Source organism: Mesorhizobium sp. CA15, from assembly GCF_020165215.1.
GTDB lineage: Bacteria > Pseudomonadota > Alphaproteobacteria > Rhizobiales > Rhizobiaceae > Mesorhizobium.
In genome coordinates, this window is the sequence record NZ_JAIUHQ010000011.1 from 141,278 (window position 1) to 165,686 (window position 24,409).

Below are 24,409 nucleotides of genomic sequence, written 5' to 3' on the forward strand. Positions count from 1 at the left end.
CCGGAAAAACAGGACAGAACGTGCTGCAGGCAGGCGCCGACATCGACAACAGCGAAACGCTGACGGAGCGCCAGCAGGCCGTTCTGGATGCGGCGCTTCGCCTGCTGGTCGAGGAGGGCGACAACCTGACCATGACCGCGGTGGCGCGGCGGGCAAGCTGCTCCAAGGAAACGCTCTACAAATGGTTCGGCGACCGCGACGGGCTGCTGACGGCGACAGTGCAGTGGCAGGCGTCCAAAGTGCGCGTGGCGCCGGTCGATCGCGAAGGGCTCGACCTTGCTTCGCTGACCGCGAGCCTCGAACGCTTCGCATCCGACTGGCTCAAGGTAATTTCCAGCGACACCTCGATCGCGCTCAACCGTGTCGCGGTCAGCCATGCCGGCTCGGGCAAGGACGATCTCGGCGCCGTCGTGCTGCAGAACGGCCGCTTTGCCTTGGCGAAGCGCCTGAAGCCTGTGCTCGAAGCCGGACGCCAGGCCGGGCTGCTCGATTTCGAGGACGCCGAGACGGCGTTCCGGACCTTTTTCGGCCTGGTCGGCCGGGACGTGCAGATACGTCTGCTGCTCGGCGATCGGGTGGAATTGACTGGGGCGACGATCGGCGGCGATGCCCGCCGCGCGACGCAACAGTTTCTCGCTCTTTTCGGAGCAAAAACCGGGCCGCAGGCCCTCTGATCTTCAAACGGGAAGGAAGACCACAATGCGTGTCTATTACGATCGTGACGCCGATCTGAACCTCATCAAGGGCAAGAAGGTCGCCATCATCGGCTATGGCAGCCAGGGCCGGGCGCACGCGCTCAATCTCAAGGATTCCGGCGTCAAGGAGATCGCCATCGGCCTGAAGGCCGGCTCGGCGACCGCCAAGAAGGTCGAGGCCGACGGGCTCAAGGTGATGAGCGTGGCGGACGCCGCCAAATGGGCCGACCTGATGATGATGGCGACGCCCGACGAATTGCAGGCCGACATCTACAAAAACGAGATCGCTCCGAATATCCGTGACGGCGCCGCGATCGCCTTCGCGCACGGCCTCAACGTGCATTTCGGCCTGATCGAGCCGAAGGCGTCGGTCGACGTCGTCATGATCGCGCCGAAGGGCCCGGGCCACACGGTGCGCGGCGAATACCAGAAGGGCGGCGGCGTGCCGTGCCTGGTGGCCGTCAACCAGGACGCTTCGGGCAACGCACTCGACCTCGCGCTCTCCTACGCCTGCGGCGTCGGCGGCGGCCGTTCGGGCATCATCGAGACCAATTTCCGCGAGGAATGCGAGACCGACCTGTTCGGCGAGCAGGTGGTGCTGTGCGGCGGTCTGGTCGAGTTGATCCGCGCTGGTTTCGAGACGCTGGTGGAAGCCGGCTACGCGCCGGAAATGGCCTATTTCGAGTGCCTGCACGAGGTGAAGCTGATCGTCGACCTGATCTATGAAGGCGGCATCGCCAACATGAACTACTCGATCTCGAACACCGCCGAATGGGGCGAATATGTCTCGGGTCCGCGCATCATCACCGCCGACACCAAAGCCGAGATGAAGCGCATCCTGAAGGACATCCAGACCGGCAAGTTCACCTCGGAATGGATGCAGGAATATCGGGCCGGCCTGTCGCGCTTCAAGGGCATCCGCCGTGGCAACGACAGCCACCAGATCGAGGAAGTCGGCGCCAAGCTGCGCGCGATGATGCCGTGGATCGCCAAGAACAAGCTGGTCGACAAGGCGAAGAACTAAGGCGATCCACGTCTTTTTGCCTGCGCGTCCTCGGGCTTGCCCTGCGGTCGCGCGGGCGATCGCCAAGAACAAGCTGGTCGACAAGGCGAAGAACTGATCTTCGATTTCACCGTTGCATCCCAAAGGCCGGCGGAGCGATCCGCCGGCCCTTTCTTTGCCAAGCAAGCTGGTCGGGTCCGGGATCTAGCCGTAGTGCCAGTGCGGCTTGGGCTCGGTGCCGGTGAACTCGACGCCGATGCGGTCCTCGCGGCGCCAACGGACCACCGCTCTGTAGCCGATGCCGTCGATCGGCACATAGAGAAGGAATTCGTCCGGCACGCGCGCATCGATCGGCACTTTCAACTCTGCGCCGTTAGCATGCATGTTGCGCACCGTGCATCTGACCTCGGAATTGTTGATGCCGGTCAGGATCGCCGCGCCTTTGAGCACGCGTTGCCTGTGTTGGTTTCTGTGTTCGTTTTCGGCCATGGCGTGCACGTCTCGCACCCCGTTCGCGCGAATCGTCATATTGAGGGACAACGGCATGGATGAATAGCCGCCGCCGATGAATTTAGGGTTATCGGCCGATGGCGGACACAGGTTCGGCAAAATAAAACGGCGCCGCGAAGGGCGCCGTCTCATCCTTCCTGCCGAAGGGCTCAGATATAGGGCGAGATGCACTGCCGGCGCGGGCCGTAATTGGGCTGGAACGTGTTGTCCCAGGCCCGATAGGACCGGTAGCGGTCGTAGCACCATTGGACATGGGCCCTGGAAAGCCGCTCGGTCCGGTAGATGCGCCGTGGCTGAACGTAGCGCGGGTAGGGGTCGTAATAATATGGATCGTAGTAGTTGTTGTAGGCGAGGCTACCCAGGCCCAGGCCTAGCCCAAGCCCCAGAAGGGCGGCGTCACCATTGTCGAAACGCCGATGATGGCGATGATGCCGCCAGCGCCAGTCGCCATCCCCATCCCAGTTGCGGGAGAAATGACGAGAGCGGAAGTCGTCGCCGCGCCATCTGAAATCTCGGCCCCGCCAGTCGCCACCGCGCCGCCAGCGCCAGTCATACATCCCCTGCCGGTCGTTGCCGCCGGCCCAACTGTCGCGGATGGGTATGATGGTTGCCGCCGTGCTGGTTGCGGTCGACAGATCGGGTTGCAGGATTGGGCCGGCCACCGACGGTGCCGTCACGCCGGCAACGAAACCGAGGGCCAGGAGCCCGGATCGAAGGGAAGAGAAAAGCGGTTTCATTTCACTCTCCAAGGAGCAAAGGCCCCACGCCCAGCACACCCCGGGAAGAGGCCCATTGTTGGAACTTTCCGTCTGAACGGAAGATGAACGGAAAGGTTCCATCAACCATAACGAGTATCGCGCCTGGCTCTTGTTTTCGTCCCCGCTTGCGGGCAAAGGTCACGGCCATGTCGCTTCGGCTTGCCACCTTCAACGTCGAGAACCTGATGAGCAGGTTCGATTTCTCGGGCTATCGCAACCAGCTCAATGAAGACCGCACGCTGGCGCTGTTCGATATCCAGAGCGAGGCCGAATACCGGTTTCTCGAGCAGGCTCGTGCCATCGCCCAGTCCGACGACACGCGCCAGCTGACGGCGCTCGCCATAGCAGCCACCCGCGCCGACATCATCTGCATGCAGGAGGTCGACAACATCGAGGCGCTGAAGGCTTTCGAATATGGCTATCTGTTCAAGATGATCGGCCAGGGCTACCGGCAGAAATACACCACCGCCGGCAACGATACGCGCGGCATCGATGTCGCGGTGATGATGCGCAATGAAACAGCGCAAGGGCAGCCGATCGACTTCGTGCGCATGACCAGCCACGCCTATGTCACCTTCGAGGAGTTCGGGCTGTTCACGCCGGAGCTCGCCGCGCTCGGCTATCTCGCCAATGAGCGTGTCTTTCGCCGCGACTGCCTGGAGATCGACCTGAGGGTCGGCGGCGTGCCGTTAACGCTCTATCTGGTGCATTTCAAATCGATGGGGCCGCCGCGCAACGGGCTGGATGGCCGCCAGGCGTCGATGCCGCTGCGCATCGCGGAAGCGCAAGCGGTGCGCCGCATCGTCGAGGAGCGTTTCGGCAAGGACCATGCCGCCGACAAACGCTGGGCCATCTGCGGCGACATGAACGATTACCGGCAACGCGTGAAGATCGATGGCGACGCCATCGACGGCTACCGTTTCGAGGTTGTCGACGAAACCCTGTCCTCGATCGATGTGCTCACCGCAGGGGGCTTTTGCGACAATGTTGTCGAGCGGCGTCCGGAGATGGACCGCTGGAGCTTCTACCATACGCGCGGCCCGGAGGAGCGGCACCTTTGCCAGCTCGACTATATCCTGCTGTCGAAGGCGCTGGCCGCGAAGAACGCCACCGCCGTTCCCGACATCATCCGCAATGGCCAGCCCTGGCGCACCATCTTTCCGCCCGGACAGGAGGTCGAACGTTTCCCGCGCGCGGGCTGGGACAGGCCGAAAGCGTCGGACCATTGCCCGGTGGCGATCACACTGGACATGGCATGACGCTGTTGAGTTTCGACCTGCCGCGCAACGTCATCCTTCCGGTCGATGCGGTCGATGTCCGCCTCGATCCCGGCCCGCATCCCTTCGCGCTGAGCAATGCGGCAGCCATCGCCGAGAACTGGCGGCGGGAGATCGCCGCCAATCCGGCATTGTTCGACGGCGCCGTGGTGCTGCTTGCCGAGCTTGCCTACCGCGACAGCCGCCTCGTCGGCCGCTGCCATGCGGTCAACTATTCGACCTTCATGCTGTGGCGCAAGCGGCGTGAGAATTCCGGCGCCGAGCACGCCTATGCGCATGCCGTGCTGGTCGCCGGCGACAATGCGCTGGTGGCGATCCGCATGGGGCCGCATACGGTCAATGCCGGCCGCGTCTATTTCGCCGCCGGCTCCTTCGAGCCGATCGATTTCCGCGACGGACTGGTCGATGTCGACTTCAACATGATCCGCGAGGTGAGGGAGGAGACCGGCCTCGACCTTTCTGCGGCCGAGCGCGGACAGCGCTATCACGCGCTATCGACGGCAAGCGGTACGGTCATCTTCCGCCGCTACCGGGTCGCGGAGTCCGCCGACGAGCTGGCGCGGCGTATCACCGCCTTCGTCGCTACCGAAACAGACCCGGAGATCGAAGGGCCGGTGATCATCCGCCACGCCGGCGATCTTCCCGCCGGCCTGATGCCCCACATGAAGCCGCTGGTTGAGTGGCATTTCGGCGGCGATCGTTAGCAGCACCCCCCGCTCTTTCAGCGCCGCCTCACCGCAAGATCAGTGGGGCACAGGCGCGGAACGTTGTTTTCTGACTATTCGTGCCTGAGCGCGTCGATCGGGTCGAGCCTTGCGCCGCGCAGCGCCGGGAAGAAGCCGAACACCATGCCGATCAGCGCCGAAAAGCCGACGGCGAGCAGGACGACGGCGGGGCTTGGCGTGAACGGTATCGTCAGCGTCATCGAGGCGAGGCCGGCCAGCGAGAGCCCGATCAGGATGCCGATGATGCCGCCAAAGAGCGACAGCACCGTCGCCTCGACCAGGAACTGGATGAGGATATGTTTTTCGTGCGCGCCGATCGCCAGCCGGATGCCGATCTCGCGCGTCCGTTCGGTGACCGAGACCAGCATGATATTCATGATGCCGATGCCGCCGACCAGCAGGCTGACGCCGGCGACTGCGCCCAGCATGCCGGTCATGGTGGTGGTGGCGCTGGTCATCGCATCGGCGATCTGGGTCATGTCGCGGATGGCGAAATCGGGATCGCGGTCGGGCGTGATACGGCGTGTGTCGCGCAAAATGTCCTCGACGCGCGGCTGCAGCTCGGTGGTCGGGGTGCGGTCGTCGGCGGCGATATAGATGTTGTCGATATCGCGGTTGCCGGCGATGCGCCGTTGATAGGCGTGCAGCGGCATCAGCACGACATTGTCCTGGTCCTGGCCGAAGCCGGTATAGCCCTTGGGCTCGAGCAGGCCGATGATCTTGCAGGAGGTGCGGTTGACGCGGATGATCTCGCCCTCCGGATCGCCGGCGCCGAAGAATTGCTGGCGCACGGTTTCGCCGATCAGGCACACACCGGCGCCGGCGCGCGTTTCGGAATCGCTGAAGGATCGTCCGGACACCAGCTTCCAGTCGCGGGCATCGAGATAGGCGCTGTCGGTGCCGGTCACGCCCGAAGTCAGGCTTTCGGTGCCGAAGATGACGCGGACCTGCTTTTGCGAGGCCGGCGAAATTGCGCGGGCGCCGCTCAGATGCGCGACGAGCGCGGCGACATCCTTTTCGGCCAGCGGCCGCACCGCCTGGTCGAGCCCTCCCGGTCCGCCGGGGCCTGCCGGCCGGCCGGCGCGGACGACGAGCAGGTTGCTGCCGAGCTTGGAAATATCGGCCTTGACCTTCTCCGTCGTGCCGGAGCCGATGGTGAGCATGGCGATGACGGCCGCGACCCCGATGACGATGCCAAGCAGCGTCAGGAACGAGCGCAATACGTTGCGGCGGATCGAGCGCAGCGAGAGGCGGACGGTCTCCCAGATCATGCCGCTTGCTCCGCTAAGGTGTCGGAGGCGACATGGCCGTCGAGAAAACGGACGGTGCGGCCGGCATAGTCGGCGACGTCGGCCTCATGCGTGACCATGACGATGGAGAGCCCGAGCTCGGCGTTGAGCCTGGTCAGCAGCTCCATGATCTCGTGCGTGCGCGCCGTGTCGAGATTGCCGGTGGGCTCGTCGGCGACGAGCAGCGTCGGCCTGGTGACGATGGCGCGGGCGATCGCCACGCGCTGCTGCTGGCCGCCGGAAAGCTCGGCCGGCGTGTGGTGCTCGCGCCCGACCAGCCCGACCTCGGCCAGCGCCTGCATGGCGAGATCGCGGCGCTCGCGCGCGGCAACGCCGCGATAGATCAGCGGCAGCTCGACATTTTCCGCGGCGGTGGTGCGCGGCAGCAGATTGTAGCCTTGGAAGACGAAGCCGATATAGAGGTTGCGCAAAAGCGCGCGGCGGTTGCGGTCGAGGCGGCCCGCATCGATGCCCATGAAACAGTAGGTTCCGGCCGTCGGCGTATCGAGGCAACCGATGATGTTCATCGCCGTCGATTTGCCCGAGCCCGAGGGACCCATGATGGCGACGAATTCGCCGCGCCGGATGGCGAGGTCGACGCCGGCCAGCGCGTGCACGCGAGCCTCGCCCTCGCCATAGCTCTTCCAGACCTTGTCGAAGGTGATGAGCAGGGGAGCCGACATTTCGTCAGCTCCGCTGCTGCGCGCCGGTGATGACTTGCGCGCCTTCGTCGAGGCCGGAGGTGATCTCGGTCAGCTCGCCGTCGGTCGAGCCGATCCTGACGTTGACCGGACGTGGCCGGCCGTTCTCCAGCACATAGAGCGTGCGCGAGCCGTCGGTCGGCGCCTTCGTTGCCTCGCGCTGCCGGTTGGGGCGGCCCATGCGGCCGGTGAAGAGGTCGCTAAGGCTCCAGCCGCGCGTCGCCTGTTGCATCGGGCGATAGCGGAAGGCGGTAGAGGGAACGGTAAGCACGCCCTTGGCCTGCCGGGTCACAACCGAGACCGTGGCCGTCATACCGGGCCGCAAGAGAAGCTCGCCATTGTCGACTTCGAGGCGGGCATTGTAGGTGACAACGCCGTCGGTGGTGACCGAGGCGTAGGAGATGTCGCGGATCTCGGCGTCGAAGGGTCGGTCCGGGAAAGCGTCGACGGTGAAGCGGGCGTGCTGGCCGGGCTTGACCTGGCCGATATCGGCCTCGTCGACCGCGGCCTGCAATTCCATGTTACGAAGGTCGGCGGCGATGACGAAGAGCACCGGCGCCTGCAGCGAGGACGCGACGGTCTGGCCGGGATCGACCGAGCGCGTCAGCACGATGCCGTCGATCGGCGCATAGATGGTGCTCTTGGCGAGATCGGTCTGCTGCGCCTTGAGGTCGGCCTGGGCGATGGCGAAATTGGCTTCGGCGCTGTCGAGCGCCGCCTTCGAACGATCGCGCGTCGCGGTCGCCGCTTCGAGCGATTGGTCCGTCGCCATGCCGCGCTTGGTCAGCGCGCTTGCGCGCACAACCGCGTTCTCGTTCTCCTGCAAGGTAACCTTGGCGTTCTCGACGCTTGCTGCCGCCGCCTTGGCGGAGGCGGTGGCGCGTTCGATCTGGACTTCGAGCTTGGCGGTGTCGAGCCTCGCCAGCACGTCGCCTTTCTTCACCTGCTGGTTTTCATTGACCGCGACCGAGCGGACGATGCCGGAAAGCTCGCTGGAGATGTCGACCTGGGTCAGCGGCTGCAGCGTGCCGGTGGCCGATACCGCGACGGTGAGGTCGGCGATCGCCGCGGGCACGGCGGTGTATTCGAGCCTGGGAGGTGCTGCGGCATACCATCGATAGAGGGCAATGCCGGCGGCGATGATTGCCACCGCCAGCAGCGCGTAGAGCCAGAAGCGGCGACGCTTGCGGCTTACGCCCTTGCGGTCGAGCCCGAGCGCTGCCTCTATGGAAGTACCGGATTCCGCGTTTGGCGGATTGACAAGCTGGTCCACGCCGGACCCCTATGCTGAAAATGGATGTCCCTATCCGTCCACAAATCAGGCCTTAAGGTTCGAATTTCAAATTAAATTTCCCTCATGTTGGGAGTGAGGCAGAAATTCGGGGCGAGGCGAAAGGTTTTCTCCACGGCGCGCAATTACTTGCTTTACGATGTGTTTACCACCGAAAGGCTGGCCGGAAATCCGCTCGCGGTGGTGCTGGACAGCGACGGGCTCGACATTGCCGGCATGCAGGCGGTCGCGCGCGAATTCAATCTGTCTGAGACAGTGTTCGTGCTGCCTCCCGACAATCCGAAGCATCGCAACCGCATACGCATCTTCACGCCCGACTATGAGATGCCTTTCGCGGGGCATCCGACGGTCGGCTCGGCGATCGCGCTGGCCGAACTCGCCGGCGAGGCCGCCGGCATTTTCGTGCTGGAGGAGAATATCGGGCCGGTGCGTTGCGCGGTGAGCAAGCATGACGGCTCGACATTCGCTGAGTTCGACCTGGCGAAACTGCCGGAACCGCTGGAGCTCAAGGCTGACCCGGAAGCGATCGGCGCGGCGCTCGGCCTTGCCCCGCACGAGATCGGCTTCGAGAATCACCGCGTCGCCTTCTGGTCGGCCGGCGTGCCTTATGTGACGATTCCCGTTGCCGGCCTGGAGGAGGCGGCCAAAATCCGGCTCGACAATCAGGCCTGGTCGGAATTGGCGCCGCGCAAGAGCGAATGGGCCTTCGCCAGCCCCTATGTCTATTGCCGCGAGCGGGTCCATCACGACAGCGCCTTCCACGTGCGCATGATCGTGCCCGGCACGCCTTCCTATGAGGACCCGGCGACCGGTTCGGCTGCGGCCGCCTTTGCCGGCGCCGTCATGCATTTCGACGCCCCGACCGACGGCATCTCGCAGCTCTGGATCGAGCAGGGGCTGGAAATGGGCCGGCCGTCGCGCATCCGGCTCGAGCTCAATGTCGATGGCGGGAAACTGGCCTCCGCGCGCATCGGCGGCCACGCGGTCAAGGTGGCTGAAGGCAAGCTTTTTATCTGACGGGTGCGGCAATTCAGCGATTTGTCGGGAAATGATCCGGTAGGGCTGGACATGACCGAAAGCGGCGGCTATATGCGCCGCCGACGCTGGTTTTCCCGGCGGTGTGGGTGTGTAGCTCAGTTGGTAGAGCAGCTGACTCTTAATCAGCGGGTCCACAGTTCGATCCTGTGCACACCCACCATTTTTTCCGATGGTATTTCTCCTTTTTAGCCGCCTTCGCGGCGGATTGAGCTGTTAAAGCTCAAGACCTGCAACGATCGCCCGTCAGACAGCTCTCATGACGATTGATGCCCAACCGGCGATCGCAGGATCAAGCCGCAAGTGCCAATGGCGCACTAGGCCACGGAAGATGTCTGCTACGCCTGGAAGAATTCCTCGATGTCATCCAGAACGGTGATGGTTGCAATGATGTCCAACGGGCTGTCCCAGTCGACATGAAGAAGGAATTCAACGCCTCCTGCTTCCCCGCCGGCCACGCCGTGGGGGCCAACATTGGTCACATACACATTAGCGGAGCCAAGATTTGGGCGCCCAAGCGTCTTCGGTCCGCCACCAAAGCCACCGAAGGCAGGTATAAATTCCGCTGCTGTTATGATCACCACCGAGTCTAGGTTAATCGGGTCCCAATTGAAGTTCTGACGAATTGTACCTTTCATTCCCCGGTAGAGTACTCTAATTGAACGAGCCATGCCTTCCTCCTTTTCTGAAGAACCTCAATTCTGGGGTAATAACGAGGTATGATTTGGCATGGCGTCAGAGTTTGATCTGTGATGATGATCACAAATCATCTGCAATTGTTGGCAAGACGATCTTTAAATGATCCGTGGTCAGATCAGTGCAGCCGTCAAATCCGCTAAATTTAGATAATATTAAGCCGATTTGCAGAAACAGAAATTGCGTAAGGGCGGACCAATCCCGTCACTTTTCAGAAACACCGGCTTCGGCGAAGCTCGCCATCCTGGCATGACATTCCAGCGCCGAACGAACGATGTTGACGGCAAGGCAGGCGCCGGAGCCTTCGCCGAGCCGCATGCCGAGATCGAGCAGCGGCGGCAGGCCGAGCGCCTCGAGCAGGCGGCGGTGGCCGGCTTCGGCCGAGACATGGGCGGCGATGGTGTGGGCCAGCCCGGTCGGATGCAGCCTCGCCAGAGGTGCTGCGGCTGCGGTGCAGACGAAGCCGTCAAGCAGCACCGGCACGTTATTCTTGCGCGCGGCGAGTGTGGCGCCGAGGATTGCCGCCAGCTCGCGCCCGCCAAGGGCGGCAGCGATCTTCAGCGGGTCGGAGAGCGCATCGGCATGGCGCTTGAGGCCGGCCTCGATGGCCACGACCTTGCGCAACAGCCCGGCATCGTCGACGCCGGTGCCGCGGCCGGTCCATTTTTCCGCGCCGCCGCCGAAAAGCGCCGTCGAGATCGCCGCCGCCGGCGTGGTGTTGCCGATGCCCATCTCGCCGAAGCAGACGAGGTCGAGATCCTTGGTTACCGTGTCGTAGCCGGCCGAGACGGCGGCGAGGAACGCCTTTTCGTCCATCGCCGGCACTTGCGTGAAATCGCCGGTCGGATGGTCGAGGTCGAGCGGGATGACGTCGAGCTTGGCGCCGGCAATGCGGGCAAGCTGGTTGATGGCCGCGCCGCCGCCGGCGAAATTCGCCACCATCTGTACGGTGACTTCCGAAGGATAGGCCGACACGCCCTGCGCGGTGACGCCGTGATTGCCGGCGAAGACGACGACCTTCACATGCTCGAGCTTCGGCATGTCGCGGGCCTGCCAGCGGCCGAGCCAGGCGGCGATCGCTTCCAGCCGGCCGAGACTGCCCTGCGGTTTGGTCAGCGTGTCCTGGCGCCTCGCGACGGCGCTGGCGGCCGCATCGCTGCCGGACGGGAGGTCGAGGCAGGCGGCGCGAAGGTCTTCGAGGGATTTGAAGCTCATGGGGGAAAGGTCTCCGAAAGTGAATCAGGAAAGGCAGATGGAAGCGACGAGCAGCACGGCGATCTCGCCGAGCTGCTGCAGCGCGCCGATCGTGTCGCCGGTCTGCCCGCCGATCTGGCTGAGGCAAAGAGCGCGGAACGCCATGAAGACCAGGCCGAGCAGGATCAGCGCCGCGATCGTGCCGCCAAGGCCGAGCGCCAGCAGCGCCACGGCACCAAGCGCAGCACCTATGACGGCGGTCTCGGTGGTGACGGTGCCTGCGCCCGCCGACAGGCCGTCGCTGCGGGCCGGCGGCAGAAGATGCATAAAGGCGCCGAACAGGCCGCGCGAGCCGGCATGCGCGGCAAGCAGCGCCAGGAATACGTGGCCTGGACCGGCGAGTTCGGAAAGCGCGCTCCAGCGGATGAGCAGCGACAGCCCAAGCGCGGCCGCGCCATAGGCGCCGATGCGGCTGTCGCGCATGATCTCCAGTTTCCTGTCGCGCGTCCTGCCGCCCCAAAAGCCGTCGGCGATATCGGAAAGCCCGTCCTCGTGCAGGCAGCCGGTGACGAGCATCGTCGCGGCGAGGGTGAGCGCCGCGGCCGGTGCTGTGGCGAGGCCGAAGACGGTAGCGATCGCATAGACGAGTGCGCCGATGGTCGCCACGGCGAGGCCGGCGAAGGGCGCGGCCCAGATCGCATCCGCCAGGCTGCGGCCGCCGAAATCGCTCGAGGGCAACCGCAGGCGGGTGAAAAAGACGAGGCTGAGGCCGATATCGTCAAGCACTTGCCGGGGCGCGGAAGGGCCGCTCATGCGCCCCTCGCAATGGCATGGAAAAAGGTGCCGCTGACATGGCCGCGCCGACAGCCGGAGGCGCCGAGCGGATTGCCCTGGCCGTCGGCGAGATCGGCCAAGGGCTCGTCGTTGCCGGCAGCAAGCATCTGCGCGTAGTGGAATTCGTGACCGCGGATCAGCGTGCCCTCCGGTCCCAACGGGCAGGCGGCACGCAGCCGCGCCTCGCGGTAGCCGAGATTCATCTTGCGTTTGGCAAAGCTGGTCGAATGGCCAAGCAGGCCGAGCATCTTGTGGCTCTCGCCCTCCGCGTCTTCCAGCACCTCGCCCAGCACCATGAAGCCGCCGCACTCGCCGTGAACCGGCTTTGCCGCCGCAAAGCGCGCCATTCCGGCCTGGAAGGTCGTCGCGGCCGCAAGCTTGCCGGCATGCAGCTCGGGATAGCCGCCGGGCAGCCAGCAGACATCGCAGTCGGGCGAGGGTGCCTCGTCGGCAAGCGGCGAGAAAGGCACGATCTCGGCGCCTGCCTTGCGCCAATGCGTGGCGACATGCGGATAGAGGAAGGTGAAGGCGGCATCTTCCGCCAATGCGATGCGTTGCCCGGGCGGCTGCAGCGCGTCACCGAAGTCGCCGGCCGCCGGGTCCAGCGGGGATGCCAGCGCCAGGATGGCGTCGATGTCGAGCGACTTCTCGACCATGTCGGCCAGCCGGTCGAGATGCGCCATCAGGTTCTCGTATTCGCCGGCCTGGACGAGGCCGAGATGCCGCTCCGGCAGGTTGAGCGTCGGATCGCGCAGGATGGCGCCGACCACGGGCAGGCCGATCGCCTCTATCGCGTCGCCCGATAGACGCCGGTGGCGTTCGCTGCCGAGCCGGTTTAGAATGACGCCGGCCATGCGCACGTCCGGGTCGTAAGTGGCAAACCCCTTGGCGACGGCGGCGGCCGTGGTCGACTGCCCGGAGACATCGAGCACCAGGAGCACAGGCAGGCCGTAGAGGCGCGCGAGATCGGCGGCCGAGCCGGAGCGGCCCTGCGGCGCGGGGATGCCGTCGAACAGGCCCATCGCGCTTTCAAGGATAATGTACTCGGCGTCGTCCGCAGCCTGCGCGGCCAGCGCATTGAGCAGAGAAGGCGACATCGCCCAGCTGTCGAGGTTGACGCCTGACAGGCCGGTCGCGGCGGCGTGGAAGCCCGGGTCGATATAGTCTGGTCCGGACTTCGCGCCGCGCACTTTCAGCCCGCGCCGCGCAAGCGCACGCAACAGGCCGATGGTGACGCTGGTCTTGCCCGAGCCGGAGCGCGGCGCGCCGACGATGATTGCGCGCGCCGTCATGCGCCGCCCGTCAGTGCCGCGCGCATGGCGACGATGCCGCCGACAACGATCAGCGCCGGCGAAGCGAGCCCGGCGGCCGCGGCCTCGTCAGCGATGTTGGCGAGCGTGGCGACCACGATGCGCTCCTGCGGAGTGGTTGCCGCCACGATCACGGCGGCCGGGGTCGATGGCGCGAGGCCGCCCTCGAGCAGCTTTGCCGCGATCACCGGCAAATTGGCCATGCCCATATAGACGACGACCGGCTGTCCGGTGCGGGCGATCGCGGTCCAGTCGACATCGTCATCGGTGCCGGCGGCGTGGCCGGTGGCGAGGATCACGGCCTTGTTGATGCCGCGCATGGTGGCGGGAATGCCGGTCGCGGCCAGCGCGCTGAGGCCGGAGGTGAGGCCGGAGAGCACCCGGAACGGAATTTCTTCGCCGGCGAGCGCCAGAGCTTCTTCGCCGCCGCGGCCGAAAATATAGGGGTCGCCGCCCTTCAGGCGCACGACTCGGCGGCCTTCGCGCGCCAGCCGCACGAGAAGCGCGTTGATGTCGTCCTGCTTCATCGAGGGCTGGCCGCCGCGTTTTCCGGCGTAGAAAAGCTCGGCACCCTGGGCTACCGCGACGACATCGGGCGAAACCAGCGCGTCATAGACCAGCGCATCGCATTGCCCAAGTGCCGCCAGCACCTCCAGCGTCAGGCAGCCGGGGTCGCCGGGGCCGGCGCCTGCCAGCCAGACATGACCGGGCTCAAGCTCCCGCGGCTTGAAGTTCAGCCGCGCCAGCGCCTGCTCCACATTAGCCCGTCCGTTCGTATTGGCGCTGCCGTTCACAATCCATCCCGTCCGCGAAAACGCCGCTGGTAGTGGGCGTCGTATAATGAGCTTTCGCCGAAATCCTGCGCGGCGAGAGCGCTGCCGACGAAGATGATCGCGGTGCGTTCCATCGGGCTCTCCGCCAGTTGCGCTTCGATGGTGCCCAGCGTGCCGGTCAGGATGCGCTCGTCCGGCCAGGAGGCGCGGAAGACGACCGCGACCGGACATTCGGCGCCGTAAAGCGGCGTCAGATCCGCGACGATGCGGTCGATGGCATGGATGGCGAGATGAATGGCAAGCGTGGCGCCGGTGCGGCCGAAGCCGGCCAGCGTCTCGCCCGGCGGCATTTTCGAGGCGCGGCCGGAAACGCGCGTCAGCACCAGGCTTTGCGCGAGCTCGGGGATGGTTAGCTCGCGGCGAAGCGCGGCCGCCGCCGCCGCGAAGGAGGGGACGCCTGGGGTCAGCGTGTAGGGGATGCCGTGCTTTTCCAGGCGCCTGATCTGTTCGGCCACCGCGCTCCACACCGAAAGATCGCCGGAATGCAGGCGCGAGACGTCCTGGCCGGCCTTGTGCGCAGCGACATATTCGGCCTCGATCTCGTCAAGCGACATCGGCGCCGTGTCGATCAGTTTGGTGCTTGGCGCGCAATGCTCGAGCAGTTCCGGAGCCACGATCGAGCCGGCATAGAGGCAGACCGGGCAACTGGCCAGCAGCCGGGCGCCGCGCAAGGTGATGAGGTCGGCCGCGCCCGGGCCGGCACCGATGAAATGGACGGTCATGCGGCGCCTCCGCCAAGAGCGATGGCGCAAGTCACCGGACCGAGCACGATGCGCGGTCCAAGCAGTCTCGCACCTTTCCCGGCCGCGGCCAGAGCCGAGGCTTCCGAGACAGAAGGCGTGCCGGCCTGGGCCTGCGACGCTTCGGAGCGACTGACCGTGCCGGACGAGACGGATCGCAGCGCGGCGTCGGAGATGACGAGCACGGGGAGGTCGAGGTCTCGGCCGGCAAGGAAGATCGCCGGCTCGTCGCGCTTGATTTCGCCTGTCGCCAGCGCGGAAAGCGCCGTCATCGCCAACCCGTGCGCTTCGAGCGCGGTCTCGACCGCGGCGCGAACGTCGCCCGCCGTCACGCCTTTACGGCTGCCGATGCCCGCGACCATCATGGCTTGACCCAGCTCCACTGCGCGACCGGCATGGCCGGACGCCATGATTGCATCGATCCGACAGGCGCCGCGCGCGACAGGGCGATGCGGGTCAGGTCGCCGCCACGCCTGTTGTGCTGGTCGAGCAGCAGCGCCTCCATCTCCAGCGTCACCGCATTGGCGACTAGCCGGCCGCCGGGACGCAGCGCCTTGATCGCCTGCTCCAGCACCCCGGCATCGCTGCCGCCGCCGCCGATGAAGATGGCATCGGGCGTCTCCAATTTTGCCAGCGCCTTAGGCGCGGCGCCCTCGATCACGACGAGGCCGGGCACGCCGCAATGCGCGGCGTTGCGAGCGATGCGGGCGGCGCGTTCTGCGTTAGCCTCGATGGCGATGGCGCGCAGCGAGGAATGAGCCAGCATCCACTCGATGCCGATCGAGCCGGAACCGGCGCCGATGTCCCACAGCAGTTCGCCGCGCCGGGGCGCCAGCGCCGACAGCGTGATGGCGCGGATCTCGCGCTTGGTGATCTGACCGTCATGCTCGAACAGATGATCGGCGAGGCCGACGGTCAAGGGCAGGATGCGCGCATCCGGCGTCGATTCAATTTCGAGCGCCAGCACGTTGAGCGAATTGATGTTTTTGAGATCGAAGGCATCGGCTCGAGCGGCGCGGCGCATCTCATCGGGGCCGCCGAGCGCTTCGAGGACAGTCAAGCGCGAAGGGCCAAAACCGAGCTCGTCGAGCAGTGCAGCGATAGCCGCCGGAGTGTCGGCGTCGGAGGTGAGCGCCAGGATGCGCGCGCCGGGATGGAGCAGGGGGCGGATCAGGTCGATCGAATGGCCGTGCAGCGAGATGGTCTCCACGTCCTGCAATGCCCAGCCGAGACGGGACGCGGCCAGCGACAGAGACGAGGGCGCCGGCAGGACGAGCATTTGCTCCGGCTTGACCTTGCGGGCCAGCGTGGCGCCGACACCATGGAAAAACGGGTCGCCGGACGCGAGCACGCAGATTTTTTTGCCCGCGACCGCCAGCACGTCGCGCATTTCGGCATCGAAGGGCGTCGGCCACGGGCGCGCTTCGCCCTTGGCCAGCGACGCGACAAGGCCGAGATGCCGCTTCCCGCCGAAGACGATCTCGGCCTCGGCAATCCGCTGCTTGGCCTCGTCGCCGAGACCCGCTACACCGTCCTCGCCGATGCCGACGATGGTGAGCCATTTTGAGGCTGGCTTGGCGGCGCGCGGACCCTTAGCAGGCATGATGACCCACCATATCCTGATCCTCGGCGGAACGACGGAAGCCCGGCAATTGGCCGGGAAGCTCGCCCGTCGCGACGATTTTTCGGTCACGCTGTCGCTGGCCGGCCGCACTGAAAGCCCGGTCGCGCAAGGCGTGCCGGTGCGTGTCGGCGGCTTTGGCGGCGCAGATGGGCTGGCTGCCTATCTTCGGGAAGAACACGTCGATCTGCTGATCGACGCCACGCATCCATACGCCGCGCGTATTTCGGCCAATGCCGCCGAAGCGGCAAGGCAGACGGACGTGCCGATCCTGGCGCTGCGCCGTCCCGGCTGGGAACCCGTGACGGGTGATCGCTGGACGCTGGTTGACAATGTCACCGAGGCGGCACGTGCGCTCGGCACGGCGCCGCGTCGCGTCTTCCTGGCGATCGGCCGGCAGGAGGCGGGCGCGTTCGAGGCCGCTCCGCAGCACCGTTATCTGATCCGCAGTGTCGATCCGGTCGAGCCGGAGCTTGGCGTACCCGATGCGCTCTACTTGCTGGCGCGCGGACCGTTTCCGGAAGCGGACGAAAGGGCGTTGCTCGAAAAATACGGTATCGATGCCGTCGTTTCGAAGAACAGCGGCGGCGAGGCGACCTATGGCAAGATCGCCGCTGCGCGGGCGCTTGGTATCGAAGTGATCATGATCCGCCGACCGCGTTTGCCGGACGTTCCTTCGACTGAGACCGTCGATGCGCTGGCGGCAAAGGTCGATCATCATTTCGACCCCGTTGCAGAACGTGGGGTGTAGACCAGCGCTGGTTTTTCGCCGCGCTTGATGATGCGGGTTTCCGGCGAGCCGATGATGATGCAGGTCGCCATGTCGGCCTTTGACGCATCGGCGTCCGCCAGCAGAGAGATTTCGATTCGCTCGTCGGGCCGGCCGGCGGCGCGGCCGAAGATCACCGGCGTGGTGCCGGGCAGGATCGCCTTCAGGCATTCGAAGGCGCGGCCAAGCTGCCAGGGGCGAGCCTTGCTGATGGGATTGTAGAGCGCGATGACGAAGCCGGCCCCGGCCGCCGCCAACAAGCGCAACTCGATCAGCTCCCACGGCTTCAGATTGTCGGAGAGCGAGATGGCGCAGAAATCATGGCCGAGCGGCGCGCCGATGCGGGCGGCGACGGCAAGCATCGCAGTCACGCCCGGGACAACCGAGATGTCGATGGCACGCCATTCCTCAGGGCCGGCTTCGATCGCCTCGCAAACGGCCGCGGCCATGGCGAAGACGCCTGGATCCCCGCCGGAGACGACGGCGACGTTGTGGCCTTCGGCCGCCTTGGCCAGCGCTTCGTTGGAGCGGGCGAGTTCCTCGCGGTTGTCGGAGGCGATGCGGGTCTGGTCCGGCCGCAGTTCCAGCCGGTCGAGATAGGGCTTGTAGCCATAGAAGAAGGAAGCCTCGGCGACGGCATTGGCAGCCTGCGGCGTGACCTGGTCGGCATTGCCGGGTCCGAGACCGATGACGGTAAGGCGGCCGCTCACCGCTTGGTCCCTGGGCGAGCCGACCAGCCGGCAACCAGCACGATGGCGAAATAGGGCGCCTTGTCGTCCGGCTTTTCGGCAAGCCGCATCGAGACGCTGCCCGGCATGGTGCCGCGCTCGACATAGACGGCCTTCGCCAGCTTGCCGGTCGCTTCCAGCGCGCGGCGGATTTTTGGCAGGTTGCGGCCGACCTTCATGATGACGGCCGCATCGGTGTCGGCGAGGCGGCGGGTCAGCTCGAACTCGCTCATTGTGCCGGGCAGCACACTCAGCACGTCGTCGCCCTGCACGATCGGCAGGCCCGTGCTCGACCAGCAGCCCGACATGGCGGTGATGCCAGGAATGACCTCGGTCGGGAAGCGGTGCGCAAGCCGCACATGCAGATGCATGTAGGAGCCGTAGAAGAGCGGATCGCCCTCCGACAGCACCGCCACCATCCTGCCGGCGCCGAGATGCTCGGCCACCTGTTCGGCCGATTGCTCGTAGAAATCGGCGATCTGCGCGCGGTAGTCGTCGTGATCCTTGTCGATCTCCGTCGTCACCGGATAGAGCAGCGGCAGCTCGATCATGTCCGGCCGGAAGCGCGCCTCGACGATGGCACGCGCATTGCTGTTATTGCCGCGCTTGGCGAAATAGGCGACGACGTCCGCCTCTGCCAACGCGCGCGCCGCCTTCAGTGTCAGAAGCTCCGGATCTCCGGGGCCGGTGCCGACGCCGACCAGACGGCCTTTCATGATCGCGTTCACAGGCCAGGCCTCGCCAACGAATTGAGCGCGGCGGCGGTCATGGCGCTGCCGCCCAGCCTGCCGCGCACGATGGCGTAGGGCACGCCGTAGGAATTTTCGGCCAGCGCATCCTTGGATTCGGCAGCACCCACGAAGCCCACAGGCATGCCGATGATCGCGGCCGGCCTCGGCGCGCCGTCGCGCAGCTTCTCAAGCAGATAGAAGAGCGCGGTCGGCGCGTTGCCGATGGCGACGACAGAGCCGGCCATGCGCTCGCCCCAGAGGTCGATCGCCGCGGCCGAGCGGGTGTTGCCGATTTGCCTGGCGATGTCGTGCGTGCGGGGGTCGCGCAGCGTGCATATCACCTCGTTGCCGGCCGGCAGACGGGCGCGGGTGACGCCGTGCGCCACCATCTCGGCATCGCAGAAGATCGGCGCGCCGGCGGCGAGCGCGGTCCGGGCGGCGGTAACGAAATTATTCGAGAAGACGAAATGGCTGGCGGCTTCAACCTGGCCGCAGGCATGGATCATTCGAATCGCGACATCGGCTTCCGCCTCCGAGAAGCGCGACAGATCCGCCTCGGCGCGGATGATGGCGAAAGACCGCTCGTAGATCGCCGTTCCGTCATGGATATAGTCGTAGGCGGCCATTCACTGGTTCCGTCGATAGAGTTCGGCGATGCCGGCAGCGCCAAGCCTTGCCAGGCAGGCGGCGGCGGTTTCGCCCTGATGTCTTCCGTCGCGGATCGCGGCAAGGATGCCGGCGACCCCGCGCGCGGCGTCATAGCCCGGCCTGTACGCGGCAGGAAGAGCCTTCGCAGTCCCGTCCACGACAAGTCCGGCTCCGTTTTCGTCGCCGACCAGGGTGAGCGCAGCGGTGCCGAGATGCGCGCAGCCCTTGGCGCAGCCGGAGATGTGGAGAGACAGCGAGGCGTCGAGAAGGTCCGCGCTTTCTTTTGCGATCGTTTCGGCGATGACGCGGGTGGCGATGCGGCCGGACGCGCAGGCCGGCGCGCCTGGGCAGGCGGCTATGCGCGTGCGCGGATCGGCGGGGTCGGTGACAAAGCCGAGAGCGGCGGCGGAGGATTGGAGCGTGGAGGGGGCGGAGAGGCCGAGAAAGAGCAAGGCGCGGCCTGGGGCGAGGCGGATTTCGGAGGCGCCGAGGTTTGCGGCTTGGGTGACGAGATCGATGAGGTTTTGCGCCGGCATGCTGCCGTAGGGCAGGGCGATGCCTAGGGCGGTGTTGTTGCCTAGATTGAATAGGCCAATGGGACTTCTCGCGGGCTGGCGTTCCTGCGCCCCCCTCTCTGTCCTGCCGGACATCTCCCCCTCAAGGGGGGAGATTGCCTTGTCACCGCGGCTTTCGCCAATCTCCAACGCTGAAAGTGGAGAGCCGGCGCGGGAACCGCCAATCTCCCCCCTTGTGGGGGAGATGTCCGGCAGGACAGAGGGGGGCGCGAAGGAATGCCAGCTGGCGAGAGAAGCCAACTGTCTCTCCGAAAGATCCCGGGTATGCGCCTCGCGATCTTTTTCGGCGACCATCCGAAGAGCCGCGACTGCAATGTCGCGCGCGCCATCAGCATCGACCGTCGCGAGCGGCTTCGCACTCCGCCCGTCGCCGGCAATCGACACGCTCCACCAGATGCCCGCCGCAGCCTGCACCGCCTTCAGCCTTACATCGGCCGTCACGGCATCCATCGTCAGCTGTCCGCCGCCATCGACAACCACGGACACCTTCGGCCCCAGCCTTGCCGTCAGCCCAACCTCTTCAATCGCGGCCCGTATGTGCTCCGCCAGTGGACGCGGGTCGGCAATCTCCTGCGGATCGATCCCCGCCAGCGGCCCCGTCTCGACCGGCACTCCGGTGCGCACCGCGATGCCCAGCGCATCCACTTCGTCCGCCAGCAACCGGGCGCTTTCGGCCGTCAGTCCGCGGATCTGCAGGCTGCTGCGCGCCGTCACCTCCATGATGCCGTTGCCGTGGCGCAAGGCGGATTCGCCGAGTCCGATCAGCGACTTGGGCGAAATTCCTCCAGCGACTGGGTTGAGCCGCACCAGCAGCCCGTCGCCGGTCTGCATCGGCGCGCTTAGAGCAGGGCAAGCGCCACGGCGCGAAAACGCGTTCATGCCGCCACTCCACCTGCCTGGGCCTCGGCAATCAAGGCCGCGAGGTCGTCGTCGATGGAGTTGCGCAGCGGGTGCCACAGGCCGCGCCGACGGGCGGCGAGGAACCGTTCGGCGATGACTTTGGCAGCCGCCGGATTCTCGCGCAGCAGGAAGGCACGGACGTCCGGATCGCCAACATAGGCGTCGTGAACGGCCTCGATCAGCGCGCCCGAAATGGCATGGGTAGTCTCCGCGAAGCCGACCAGACGGTCGACCGTCTCGGCGAATTCAGAGGCGCCGCGCGGGCCGTGGCGCATCTGGCCGGCGATGAAGCGCGGGTTGACTGCGCGGGCGCGGACCACGCGCGATACCGCTTCGCCGACCGAACGCGGCTTCGGCTTTTTCGGGTCGGTCGTGTCGAGCACGATGACGTCGGCATTCCTGCCAAGTGCTGCAAGGGCGGCCGAAAAGCCGCCGATGAAGGCGACGTCGGCCGAGCCTTCAAGGATGTCGCGGCCCGGATCGTCGCCGGTGTGGACGAGGAGATCAGCTTCGGCGATCCGGCCTTCGAAAGCGCCGGGCGCCGAGATCGCTTCGCCTTCGGCGCCGCCATAGGCGTGCGAGGTGGCGTCGAGATAGGCACGGCCGATCTCTTCGCGCGCGCCCCATTCGCCGCGCGACAGCAAGTCCTCGACGCCGGCGCCATAAGTTCCCGGTGAGGTGCCGAAAATGCGCGGGCTGATCTTCCCCTGAGCGCGCGTCGCTGCGGCGAGCGGGTTCTCGGTATCGTCCTCGTCGCGGCTGGCGACGGCATTGGCAGCGGCGTCGATCAACGCGATCTGGGTCGGGAACATGTCGCGGAACAGGCCGGAGATGCGCCAGGTGACGTCGACGCGCGGGCGGCCGAGCGTGGCCGGCGGCAGCACCTCGATGCCGGTGACGCGGCCGGTGGCGGCATCCCATTGCGGCCGGCAGCCCATCAGCGCCAGACCTTGCGCGATCTCCTCGCCGCCGGTGCGCAACGAGGCAGAACCCCAGAGGTCGATGACCAGCGAGCGCGGCCAGTCGCCATGGCTTTGCATATAGCTGCGCACCACTTCCTCCGCCGCCGCCTGGCCGAGGTCATAGGCGGTTGGCGTCGGCATTGTGCGCGGATCGGAGGTGAACAGGTTGCGGCCGGTGGGGAGCACATCGGAGCGACCGCGCGCCGGGGCGCCGGCAGGGCCGGCCTTGATGTGGCAGCCATCGAGCGCGGCGAGCAGGTTGGATTTTTCGGCCGCCGCGCTTTGCCGGCGCAGCGGGTCGGCTTCGTCTTCCGGCGCGCGGCCATAGACATGCAGCCCGTCCTTGACGGCGAAATCCTTGAGGTCGCAGAGCCAGGCGTCGATGCGGCGCAGCGCTTCGTCAGGAGCGTCTGTGCCGGCAACGCCGGCTTCGGACGCAAGGCCAGTTTTTTGCGCCGTCTCGACAATCAATTTGGCCAGACGGTCACGGCGGCGGCGGTCGAGGCCGTCGGCCTGCGCGTATTCGTCGACCAACCGCTCGAGTTTCTGTTGCGCCTCGTCTAGGCCGGCGCCGCTCAGCGGCGGCGGCAGATGGCCGAGGGTGACGGCCGAAATGCGGCGCTTGGCCTGCGCCGCCTCGCCCGGATTGGAGACGATGAATGGATAGATGACCGGCAGCGATCCGGTGACGATCTCCGGGAAGCAGGTTCCGGAGAGGGCCACCGTCTTGCCCGGCAGCCATTCGAGCGTGCCATGCGCGCCGACATGGATGATGGCATGCACGCCGAGCGATTTTTGCAGCCACAGGCCGAAGGCGATCAGCTCGTGGCGCGGGGGCAGCGTCGGGTCGTGATAGTCGGCGCGGCGGTCGGCCGAGCGGCCGCGGTCGGGGGCCAGCGCCACGGTGACGTTGCCGAATGTCGCGGCGCGGAAGGGGAAGGTTGTTTCACCCGCTAGCTGCCAAGGCTGGCGTTCTGTCGCGCCCCCCTCTGTCCTGCCGGACATCTCCCCCTCTAGGGGGGAGATTGGCAGTTCGGGCGCCGGCGCTCCACCTACAACACTGCCGATTGGCGAAAGCGGTGGCGACAGATCAATCTCCCCCCCTGCGGGGGAGATGTCCGGCAGGACAGAGGGGGGTGCCTCGCGCGAACCTATCCCTTTTGCCTTGCCCCACGCGGCCTCTACTGCATCGCGCGCTTCCCTCGGGAGTTCGACCGAAAAGGCGGAGTAGTCCCCTAAGGAGAGGCCAAGCCCACCAACCTCCAGCGCATCGAGCAAGGCCCGCGGCGATTGCGGAATCCCTTCAACCGCGTAGCCTTGTTCCTTCAGGTCCTGCAGCATGACGAGCACGCTCGACGGCACATCAAGCCCAACGGCGTAACCGGTTCGCCCTGGCGCGCTCGGATAATCCGGGATCAGGATCGCCAGCTTGCGCTCGGCCCGCTCCATCCGCTGCAGGCGGATGAACGCCGCGATCCGCTTGGCAACTTGCGCCACGCGGTCCGCCTCGGGCCGGTTGGCGAAGGCTCGGAAGGCCAGCGCCGGATCGGTCTCGACCTCGCCCTTGAAGGAGATGGCGCCGGCCAGGATGCGGCCGTCGAGCTCGGGCAGGACGACATGCATGGCAAGGTCGGCAGGCGCCAGGCCGCGCTGGTTCTTTTCCCAGACCTCGCGCCTGGTGGTGGCGACGATGACCTGGAACACCGGTACGCCCGCGCGGTCGAACAGGGTTTCGGCGCCGGGTTCCGCGCCGGAGGCGAAGGCGGTGGCGGTGACGATGGCGGCGGGGTTCAGGGAGGTGAGGGCGGTTTCGACGAAGGCCAGGGATGCCGCGTCTTTGAGGCTGGACACGAAGATCGGCACGGGGGTGAGCCCTTGCAGCTTCAACGCCTCCACGAGAACGTCGATCGGTGCCACGTCGGCGGCAAGCAGCATCGAGCGGTAGAAGAGGATGGGGATGACGGCGAAATTGTAGGCGTCGAGTTCCGCCTTTAAAAGGTTCGGCTTCTCGACGACACCAACTCCCGGCTGATAATATCCCGCCTTCGGCACGCTGACCGGTTCGGCCACGGCCGCATCCGACCCGGCGAGCCTTGCCAGCCTTTGCACCAGCGCGCGCATATTGGCCGGGCCGCCTTCGCGGAAATAGCCGAGCAGGGCGTTGAGCTCGGCGCGCGGCAGGGTCGAGCCTTCGACCAGCCGCAGGTCCTCGTCATGGCTTTCGCCGGGCAGCAATGCCAGCTTGATGCCGCGTTCGCGCGCCACTGCGGCGAGCTGGTCACAGCCATAGCGCCACCAGTCATAGCCGCCGAGGATGCGGACGAGGATGACCCTGGCGTGGCGGGCGACGCTGTCGATCCACAGGTCCACCGACATCGGGTGGCGAAGGTCACGCAGCGCCGCAAGCCGCATTGAGGGCAGCCGCGCCGCATCCGCCTTCCAGGCGGTGGCCAGGCCGGCGAGGTCGCTGTCGGTGAAGGACAGCGCCACCACATCCGCAGGCGTCTGCCTGAGGTCGATCGGCTCGGCGAGATCGTCGAGCGATGCGGATGTGGTGGCGAGGATGTGCATCGCGGTCCGGATT

General features: G+C 66.2%; 24 protein-coding genes and 1 tRNA gene. 7 read left to right on the top strand and 18 right to left on the bottom strand.

What is annotated here, in order from left to right:
- Positions 1 to 23 precede the first annotated feature (23 nt).
- Positions 24 to 674, top strand: coding sequence for a TetR/AcrR family transcriptional regulator (locus tag LB515_RS18665; RefSeq protein ID WP_263490336.1), 651 nt, complete (start codon positions 24 to 26; stop codon positions 672 to 674).
- 25 nt (positions 675 to 699) lie between these two features.
- Positions 700 to 1,719, top strand: a complete 1,020-nt coding sequence (gene ilvC / locus LB515_RS18670; protein ID WP_140839888.1) for a ketol-acid reductoisomerase — start codon at positions 700 to 702, stop codon at positions 1,717 to 1,719.
- A 183-nt stretch (positions 1,720 to 1,902) separates the two neighbouring features.
- Here the strand turns inward: ilvC and LB515_RS18675 are convergent, their stop codons facing one another.
- Entirely contained in the window at positions 1,903 to 2,187 is a 285-nt protein-coding gene (locus LB515_RS18675; protein WP_095764807.1) for a PilZ domain-containing protein, read from the bottom strand.
- 170 nt (positions 2,188 to 2,357) lie between these two features.
- On the bottom strand, positions 2,358 to 2,945 hold the full coding sequence (locus LB515_RS18680; protein ID WP_224545440.1) for a BA14K family protein: 588 nt from the start codon (positions 2,943 to 2,945) through the stop codon (positions 2,358 to 2,360).
- Positions 2,946 to 3,112: 167 nt separating this feature from the next.
- Here LB515_RS18680 and LB515_RS18685 point away from each other — a divergent pair, with 167 nt between their 5' ends.
- Complete coding sequence (locus LB515_RS18685; protein WP_224708581.1) at positions 3,113 to 4,225, top strand: endonuclease/exonuclease/phosphatase family protein; 1,113 nt, start codon at positions 3,113 to 3,115, stop codon at positions 4,223 to 4,225.
- Positions 4,226 to 4,230: 5 nt separating this feature from the next.
- Positions 4,231 to 4,947, top strand: coding sequence for a hypothetical protein (locus LB515_RS18690; protein WP_224708605.1), 717 nt, complete (start codon positions 4,231 to 4,233; stop codon positions 4,945 to 4,947).
- 74 nt (positions 4,948 to 5,021) lie between these two features.
- Here the strand turns inward: LB515_RS18690 and LB515_RS18695 are convergent, their stop codons facing one another.
- The 3 genes from LB515_RS18695 to LB515_RS18705 are packed head-to-tail and all read right to left on the bottom strand — an operon-like array spanning position 5,022 to position 8,231.
- The gene (locus LB515_RS18695) at positions 5,022 to 6,239 is read right to left on the bottom strand and encodes an ABC transporter permease (protein ID WP_224708582.1); all 1,218 of its coding nucleotides are present in this window, start codon (positions 6,237 to 6,239) and stop codon (positions 5,022 to 5,024) included.
- Positions 6,236 to 6,940: an ABC transporter ATP-binding protein gene (locus LB515_RS18700; RefSeq protein ID WP_224600870.1), complete on the bottom strand. Its 705-nt coding sequence runs from the start codon at positions 6,938 to 6,940 to the stop codon at positions 6,236 to 6,238. Before LB515_RS18700 ends, LB515_RS18695 begins: the two co-directional genes overlap by 4 nt.
- Positions 6,941 to 6,944: 4 nt before the next feature.
- Positions 6,945 to 8,231 (bottom strand): efflux RND transporter periplasmic adaptor subunit, encoded by a 1,287-nt coding sequence (locus tag LB515_RS18705; RefSeq protein WP_224708583.1) that lies wholly within the window; start codon positions 8,229 to 8,231, stop codon positions 6,945 to 6,947.
- Between the two features lie 84 nt (positions 8,232 to 8,315).
- On the opposite strand from LB515_RS18705, the gene LB515_RS18710 reads away from it, so the two are divergent.
- Together LB515_RS18710 and LB515_RS18715 are read left to right on the top strand one after the other, a co-directional pair.
- Positions 8,316 to 9,266 carry a PhzF family phenazine biosynthesis protein gene (locus LB515_RS18710; protein WP_224708584.1) on the top strand — a complete coding sequence of 317 codons (951 nt, stop codon included), beginning with the start codon at positions 8,316 to 8,318 and terminating at the stop codon, positions 9,264 to 9,266.
- A 105-nt stretch (positions 9,267 to 9,371) separates the two neighbouring features.
- Positions 9,372 to 9,447 (top strand) — tRNA-Lys (locus tag LB515_RS18715).
- Positions 9,448 to 9,622: 175 nt separating this feature from the next.
- On the opposite strand, the gene LB515_RS18720 is transcribed toward LB515_RS18715, so the two are convergent.
- From LB515_RS18720 to cbiE, 8 genes are all read right to left on the bottom strand, one after another.
- The gene (locus LB515_RS18720; RefSeq protein ID WP_224708585.1) at positions 9,623 to 9,955 is read right to left on the bottom strand and encodes a hypothetical protein; all 333 of its coding nucleotides are present in this window, start codon (positions 9,953 to 9,955) and stop codon (positions 9,623 to 9,625) included.
- 229 nt (positions 9,956 to 10,184) lie between these two features.
- Complete coding sequence (gene cobT / locus LB515_RS18725) at positions 10,185 to 11,195, bottom strand: nicotinate-nucleotide--dimethylbenzimidazole phosphoribosyltransferase (RefSeq protein WP_224708586.1); 1,011 nt, start codon at positions 11,193 to 11,195, stop codon at positions 10,185 to 10,187.
- 24 nt (positions 11,196 to 11,219) lie between these two features.
- Positions 11,220 to 11,987, bottom strand: coding sequence for an adenosylcobinamide-GDP ribazoletransferase (gene cobS, locus LB515_RS18730; RefSeq protein WP_224708587.1), 768 nt, complete (start codon positions 11,985 to 11,987; stop codon positions 11,220 to 11,222).
- Complete coding sequence (locus tag LB515_RS18735) at positions 11,984 to 13,300, bottom strand: cobyrinate a,c-diamide synthase (protein WP_224708588.1); 1,317 nt, start codon at positions 13,298 to 13,300, stop codon at positions 11,984 to 11,986. Before LB515_RS18735 ends, cobS begins: the two co-directional genes overlap by 4 nt.
- Positions 13,297 to 14,112 carry a uroporphyrinogen-III C-methyltransferase gene (cobA, locus tag LB515_RS18740; protein WP_224708589.1) on the bottom strand — a complete coding sequence of 272 codons (816 nt, stop codon included), beginning with the start codon at positions 14,110 to 14,112 and terminating at the stop codon, positions 13,297 to 13,299. The genes LB515_RS18735 and cobA overlap by 4 nt, the downstream gene beginning before the upstream one ends.
- A complete protein-coding gene (gene cobM, locus LB515_RS18745; protein ID WP_224708590.1) occupies positions 14,109 to 14,873 on the bottom strand; it encodes a precorrin-4 C(11)-methyltransferase in 765 nt (254 codons plus the stop codon). Before cobM ends, cobA begins: the two co-directional genes overlap by 4 nt.
- Positions 14,870 to 15,256 (bottom strand): cobalamin biosynthesis protein, encoded by a 387-nt coding sequence (locus tag LB515_RS18750; protein ID WP_095764849.1) that lies wholly within the window; start codon positions 15,254 to 15,256, stop codon positions 14,870 to 14,872. The genes cobM and LB515_RS18750 overlap by 4 nt, the downstream gene beginning before the upstream one ends.
- A complete protein-coding gene (gene cbiE / locus LB515_RS18755; RefSeq protein ID WP_224708591.1) occupies positions 15,253 to 16,494 on the bottom strand; it encodes a precorrin-6y C5,15-methyltransferase (decarboxylating) subunit CbiE in 1,242 nt (413 codons plus the stop codon). The genes LB515_RS18750 and cbiE overlap by 4 nt, the downstream gene beginning before the upstream one ends.
- Before the next feature lies 1 nt (position 16,495).
- Here cbiE and LB515_RS18760 point away from each other — a divergent pair, with 1 nt between their 5' ends.
- A complete protein-coding gene (locus tag LB515_RS18760) occupies positions 16,496 to 17,263 on the top strand; it encodes a cobalt-precorrin-6A reductase (RefSeq protein ID WP_224708592.1) in 768 nt (255 codons plus the stop codon).
- On the opposite strand, the gene LB515_RS18765 is transcribed toward LB515_RS18760, so the two are convergent.
- Genes LB515_RS18765 through LB515_RS18785 form a run of 5 tightly spaced genes read right to left on the bottom strand, consistent with a single transcriptional unit; the run spans position 17,230 to position 24,396 of the window.
- Entirely contained in the window at positions 17,230 to 17,991 is a 762-nt protein-coding gene (locus LB515_RS18765; RefSeq protein ID WP_095764851.1) for a precorrin-3B C(17)-methyltransferase, read from the bottom strand. The two genes, LB515_RS18760 and LB515_RS18765, sit on opposite strands and share 34 nt — an antisense overlap.
- Positions 17,988 to 18,725 (bottom strand): precorrin-2 C(20)-methyltransferase, encoded by a 738-nt coding sequence (locus tag LB515_RS18770; protein WP_263490331.1) that lies wholly within the window; start codon positions 18,723 to 18,725, stop codon positions 17,988 to 17,990. Before LB515_RS18770 ends, LB515_RS18765 begins: the two co-directional genes overlap by 4 nt.
- A gap of 8 nt (positions 18,726 to 18,733) precedes the next feature.
- Positions 18,734 to 19,366: a precorrin-8X methylmutase gene (locus tag LB515_RS18775; protein WP_224522769.1), complete on the bottom strand. Its 633-nt coding sequence runs from the start codon at positions 19,364 to 19,366 to the stop codon at positions 18,734 to 18,736.
- Complete coding sequence (gene cobG, locus LB515_RS18780) at positions 19,367 to 20,842, bottom strand: precorrin-3B synthase (RefSeq protein WP_224708594.1); 1,476 nt, start codon at positions 20,840 to 20,842, stop codon at positions 19,367 to 19,369. It abuts the gene before it with no gap.
- Complete coding sequence (locus LB515_RS18785) at positions 20,839 to 24,396, bottom strand: cobaltochelatase subunit CobN (RefSeq protein WP_224708595.1); 3,558 nt, start codon at positions 24,394 to 24,396, stop codon at positions 20,839 to 20,841. Before LB515_RS18785 ends, cobG begins: the two co-directional genes overlap by 4 nt.
- Between the last annotated feature and the right edge of the window lie 13 nt (positions 24,397 to 24,409).

What these genes read in the sequence shown, in the direction of transcription:
- LB515_RS18735 (WP_224708588.1), bottom strand. Translation starts at nt 13,300, where the DNA reads ATGACGGCGCGCGCAATCATCGTCGGCGCGCCGCGCTCCGGCTCGGGC.
- LB515_RS18695 (WP_224708582.1), bottom strand. Translation starts at nt 6,239, where the DNA reads ATGATCTGGGAGACCGTCCGCCTCTCGCTGCGCTCGATCCGCCGCAAC.
- LB515_RS18760 (WP_224708592.1), top strand. Translation starts at nt 16,496, where the DNA reads ATGACCCACCATATCCTGATCCTCGGCGGAACGACGGAAGCCCGGCAA.
- LB515_RS18685 (WP_224708581.1), top strand. Translation starts at nt 3,113, where the DNA reads ATGTCGCTTCGGCTTGCCACCTTCAACGTCGAGAACCTGATGAGCAGG.
- LB515_RS18675 (WP_095764807.1), bottom strand. Translation starts at nt 2,187, where the DNA reads ATGGCCGAAAACGAACACAGAAACCAACACAGGCAACGCGTGCTCAAA.
- ilvC (WP_140839888.1), top strand. Translation starts at nt 700, where the DNA reads ATGCGTGTCTATTACGATCGTGACGCCGATCTGAACCTCATCAAGGGC.
- LB515_RS18680 (WP_224545440.1), bottom strand. Translation starts at nt 2,945, where the DNA reads ATGAAACCGCTTTTCTCTTCCCTTCGATCCGGGCTCCTGGCCCTCGGT.
- cbiE (WP_224708591.1), bottom strand. Translation starts at nt 16,494, where the DNA reads ATGCCTGCTAAGGGTCCGCGCGCCGCCAAGCCAGCCTCAAAATGGCTC.
- LB515_RS18700 (WP_224600870.1), bottom strand. Translation starts at nt 6,940, where the DNA reads ATGTCGGCTCCCCTGCTCATCACCTTCGACAAGGTCTGGAAGAGCTAT.
- LB515_RS18710 (WP_224708584.1), top strand. Translation starts at nt 8,316, where the DNA reads ATGTTGGGAGTGAGGCAGAAATTCGGGGCGAGGCGAAAGGTTTTCTCC.
- LB515_RS18775 (WP_224522769.1), bottom strand. Translation starts at nt 19,366, where the DNA reads ATGGCCGCCTACGACTATATCCATGACGGAACGGCGATCTACGAGCGG.
- cobS (WP_224708587.1), bottom strand. Translation starts at nt 11,987, where the DNA reads ATGAGCGGCCCTTCCGCGCCCCGGCAAGTGCTTGACGATATCGGCCTC.
- cobM (WP_224708590.1), bottom strand. Translation starts at nt 14,873, where the DNA reads ATGACCGTCCATTTCATCGGTGCCGGCCCGGGCGCGGCCGACCTCATC.
- cobG (WP_224708594.1), bottom strand. Translation starts at nt 20,842, where the DNA reads ATGAACGCGTTTTCGCGCCGTGGCGCTTGCCCTGCTCTAAGCGCGCCG.
- LB515_RS18750 (WP_095764849.1), bottom strand. Translation starts at nt 15,256, where the DNA reads ATGATGGTCGCGGGCATCGGCAGCCGTAAAGGCGTGACGGCGGGCGAC.
- cobT (WP_224708586.1), bottom strand. Translation starts at nt 11,195, where the DNA reads ATGAGCTTCAAATCCCTCGAAGACCTTCGCGCCGCCTGCCTCGACCTC.
- LB515_RS18785 (WP_224708595.1), bottom strand. Translation starts at nt 24,396, where the DNA reads ATGCACATCCTCGCCACCACATCCGCATCGCTCGACGATCTCGCCGAG.
- LB515_RS18720 (WP_224708585.1), bottom strand. Translation starts at nt 9,955, where the DNA reads ATGGCTCGTTCAATTAGAGTACTCTACCGGGGAATGAAAGGTACAATT.
- LB515_RS18770 (WP_263490331.1), bottom strand. Translation starts at nt 18,725, where the DNA reads ATGAAAGGCCGTCTGGTCGGCGTCGGCACCGGCCCCGGAGATCCGGAG.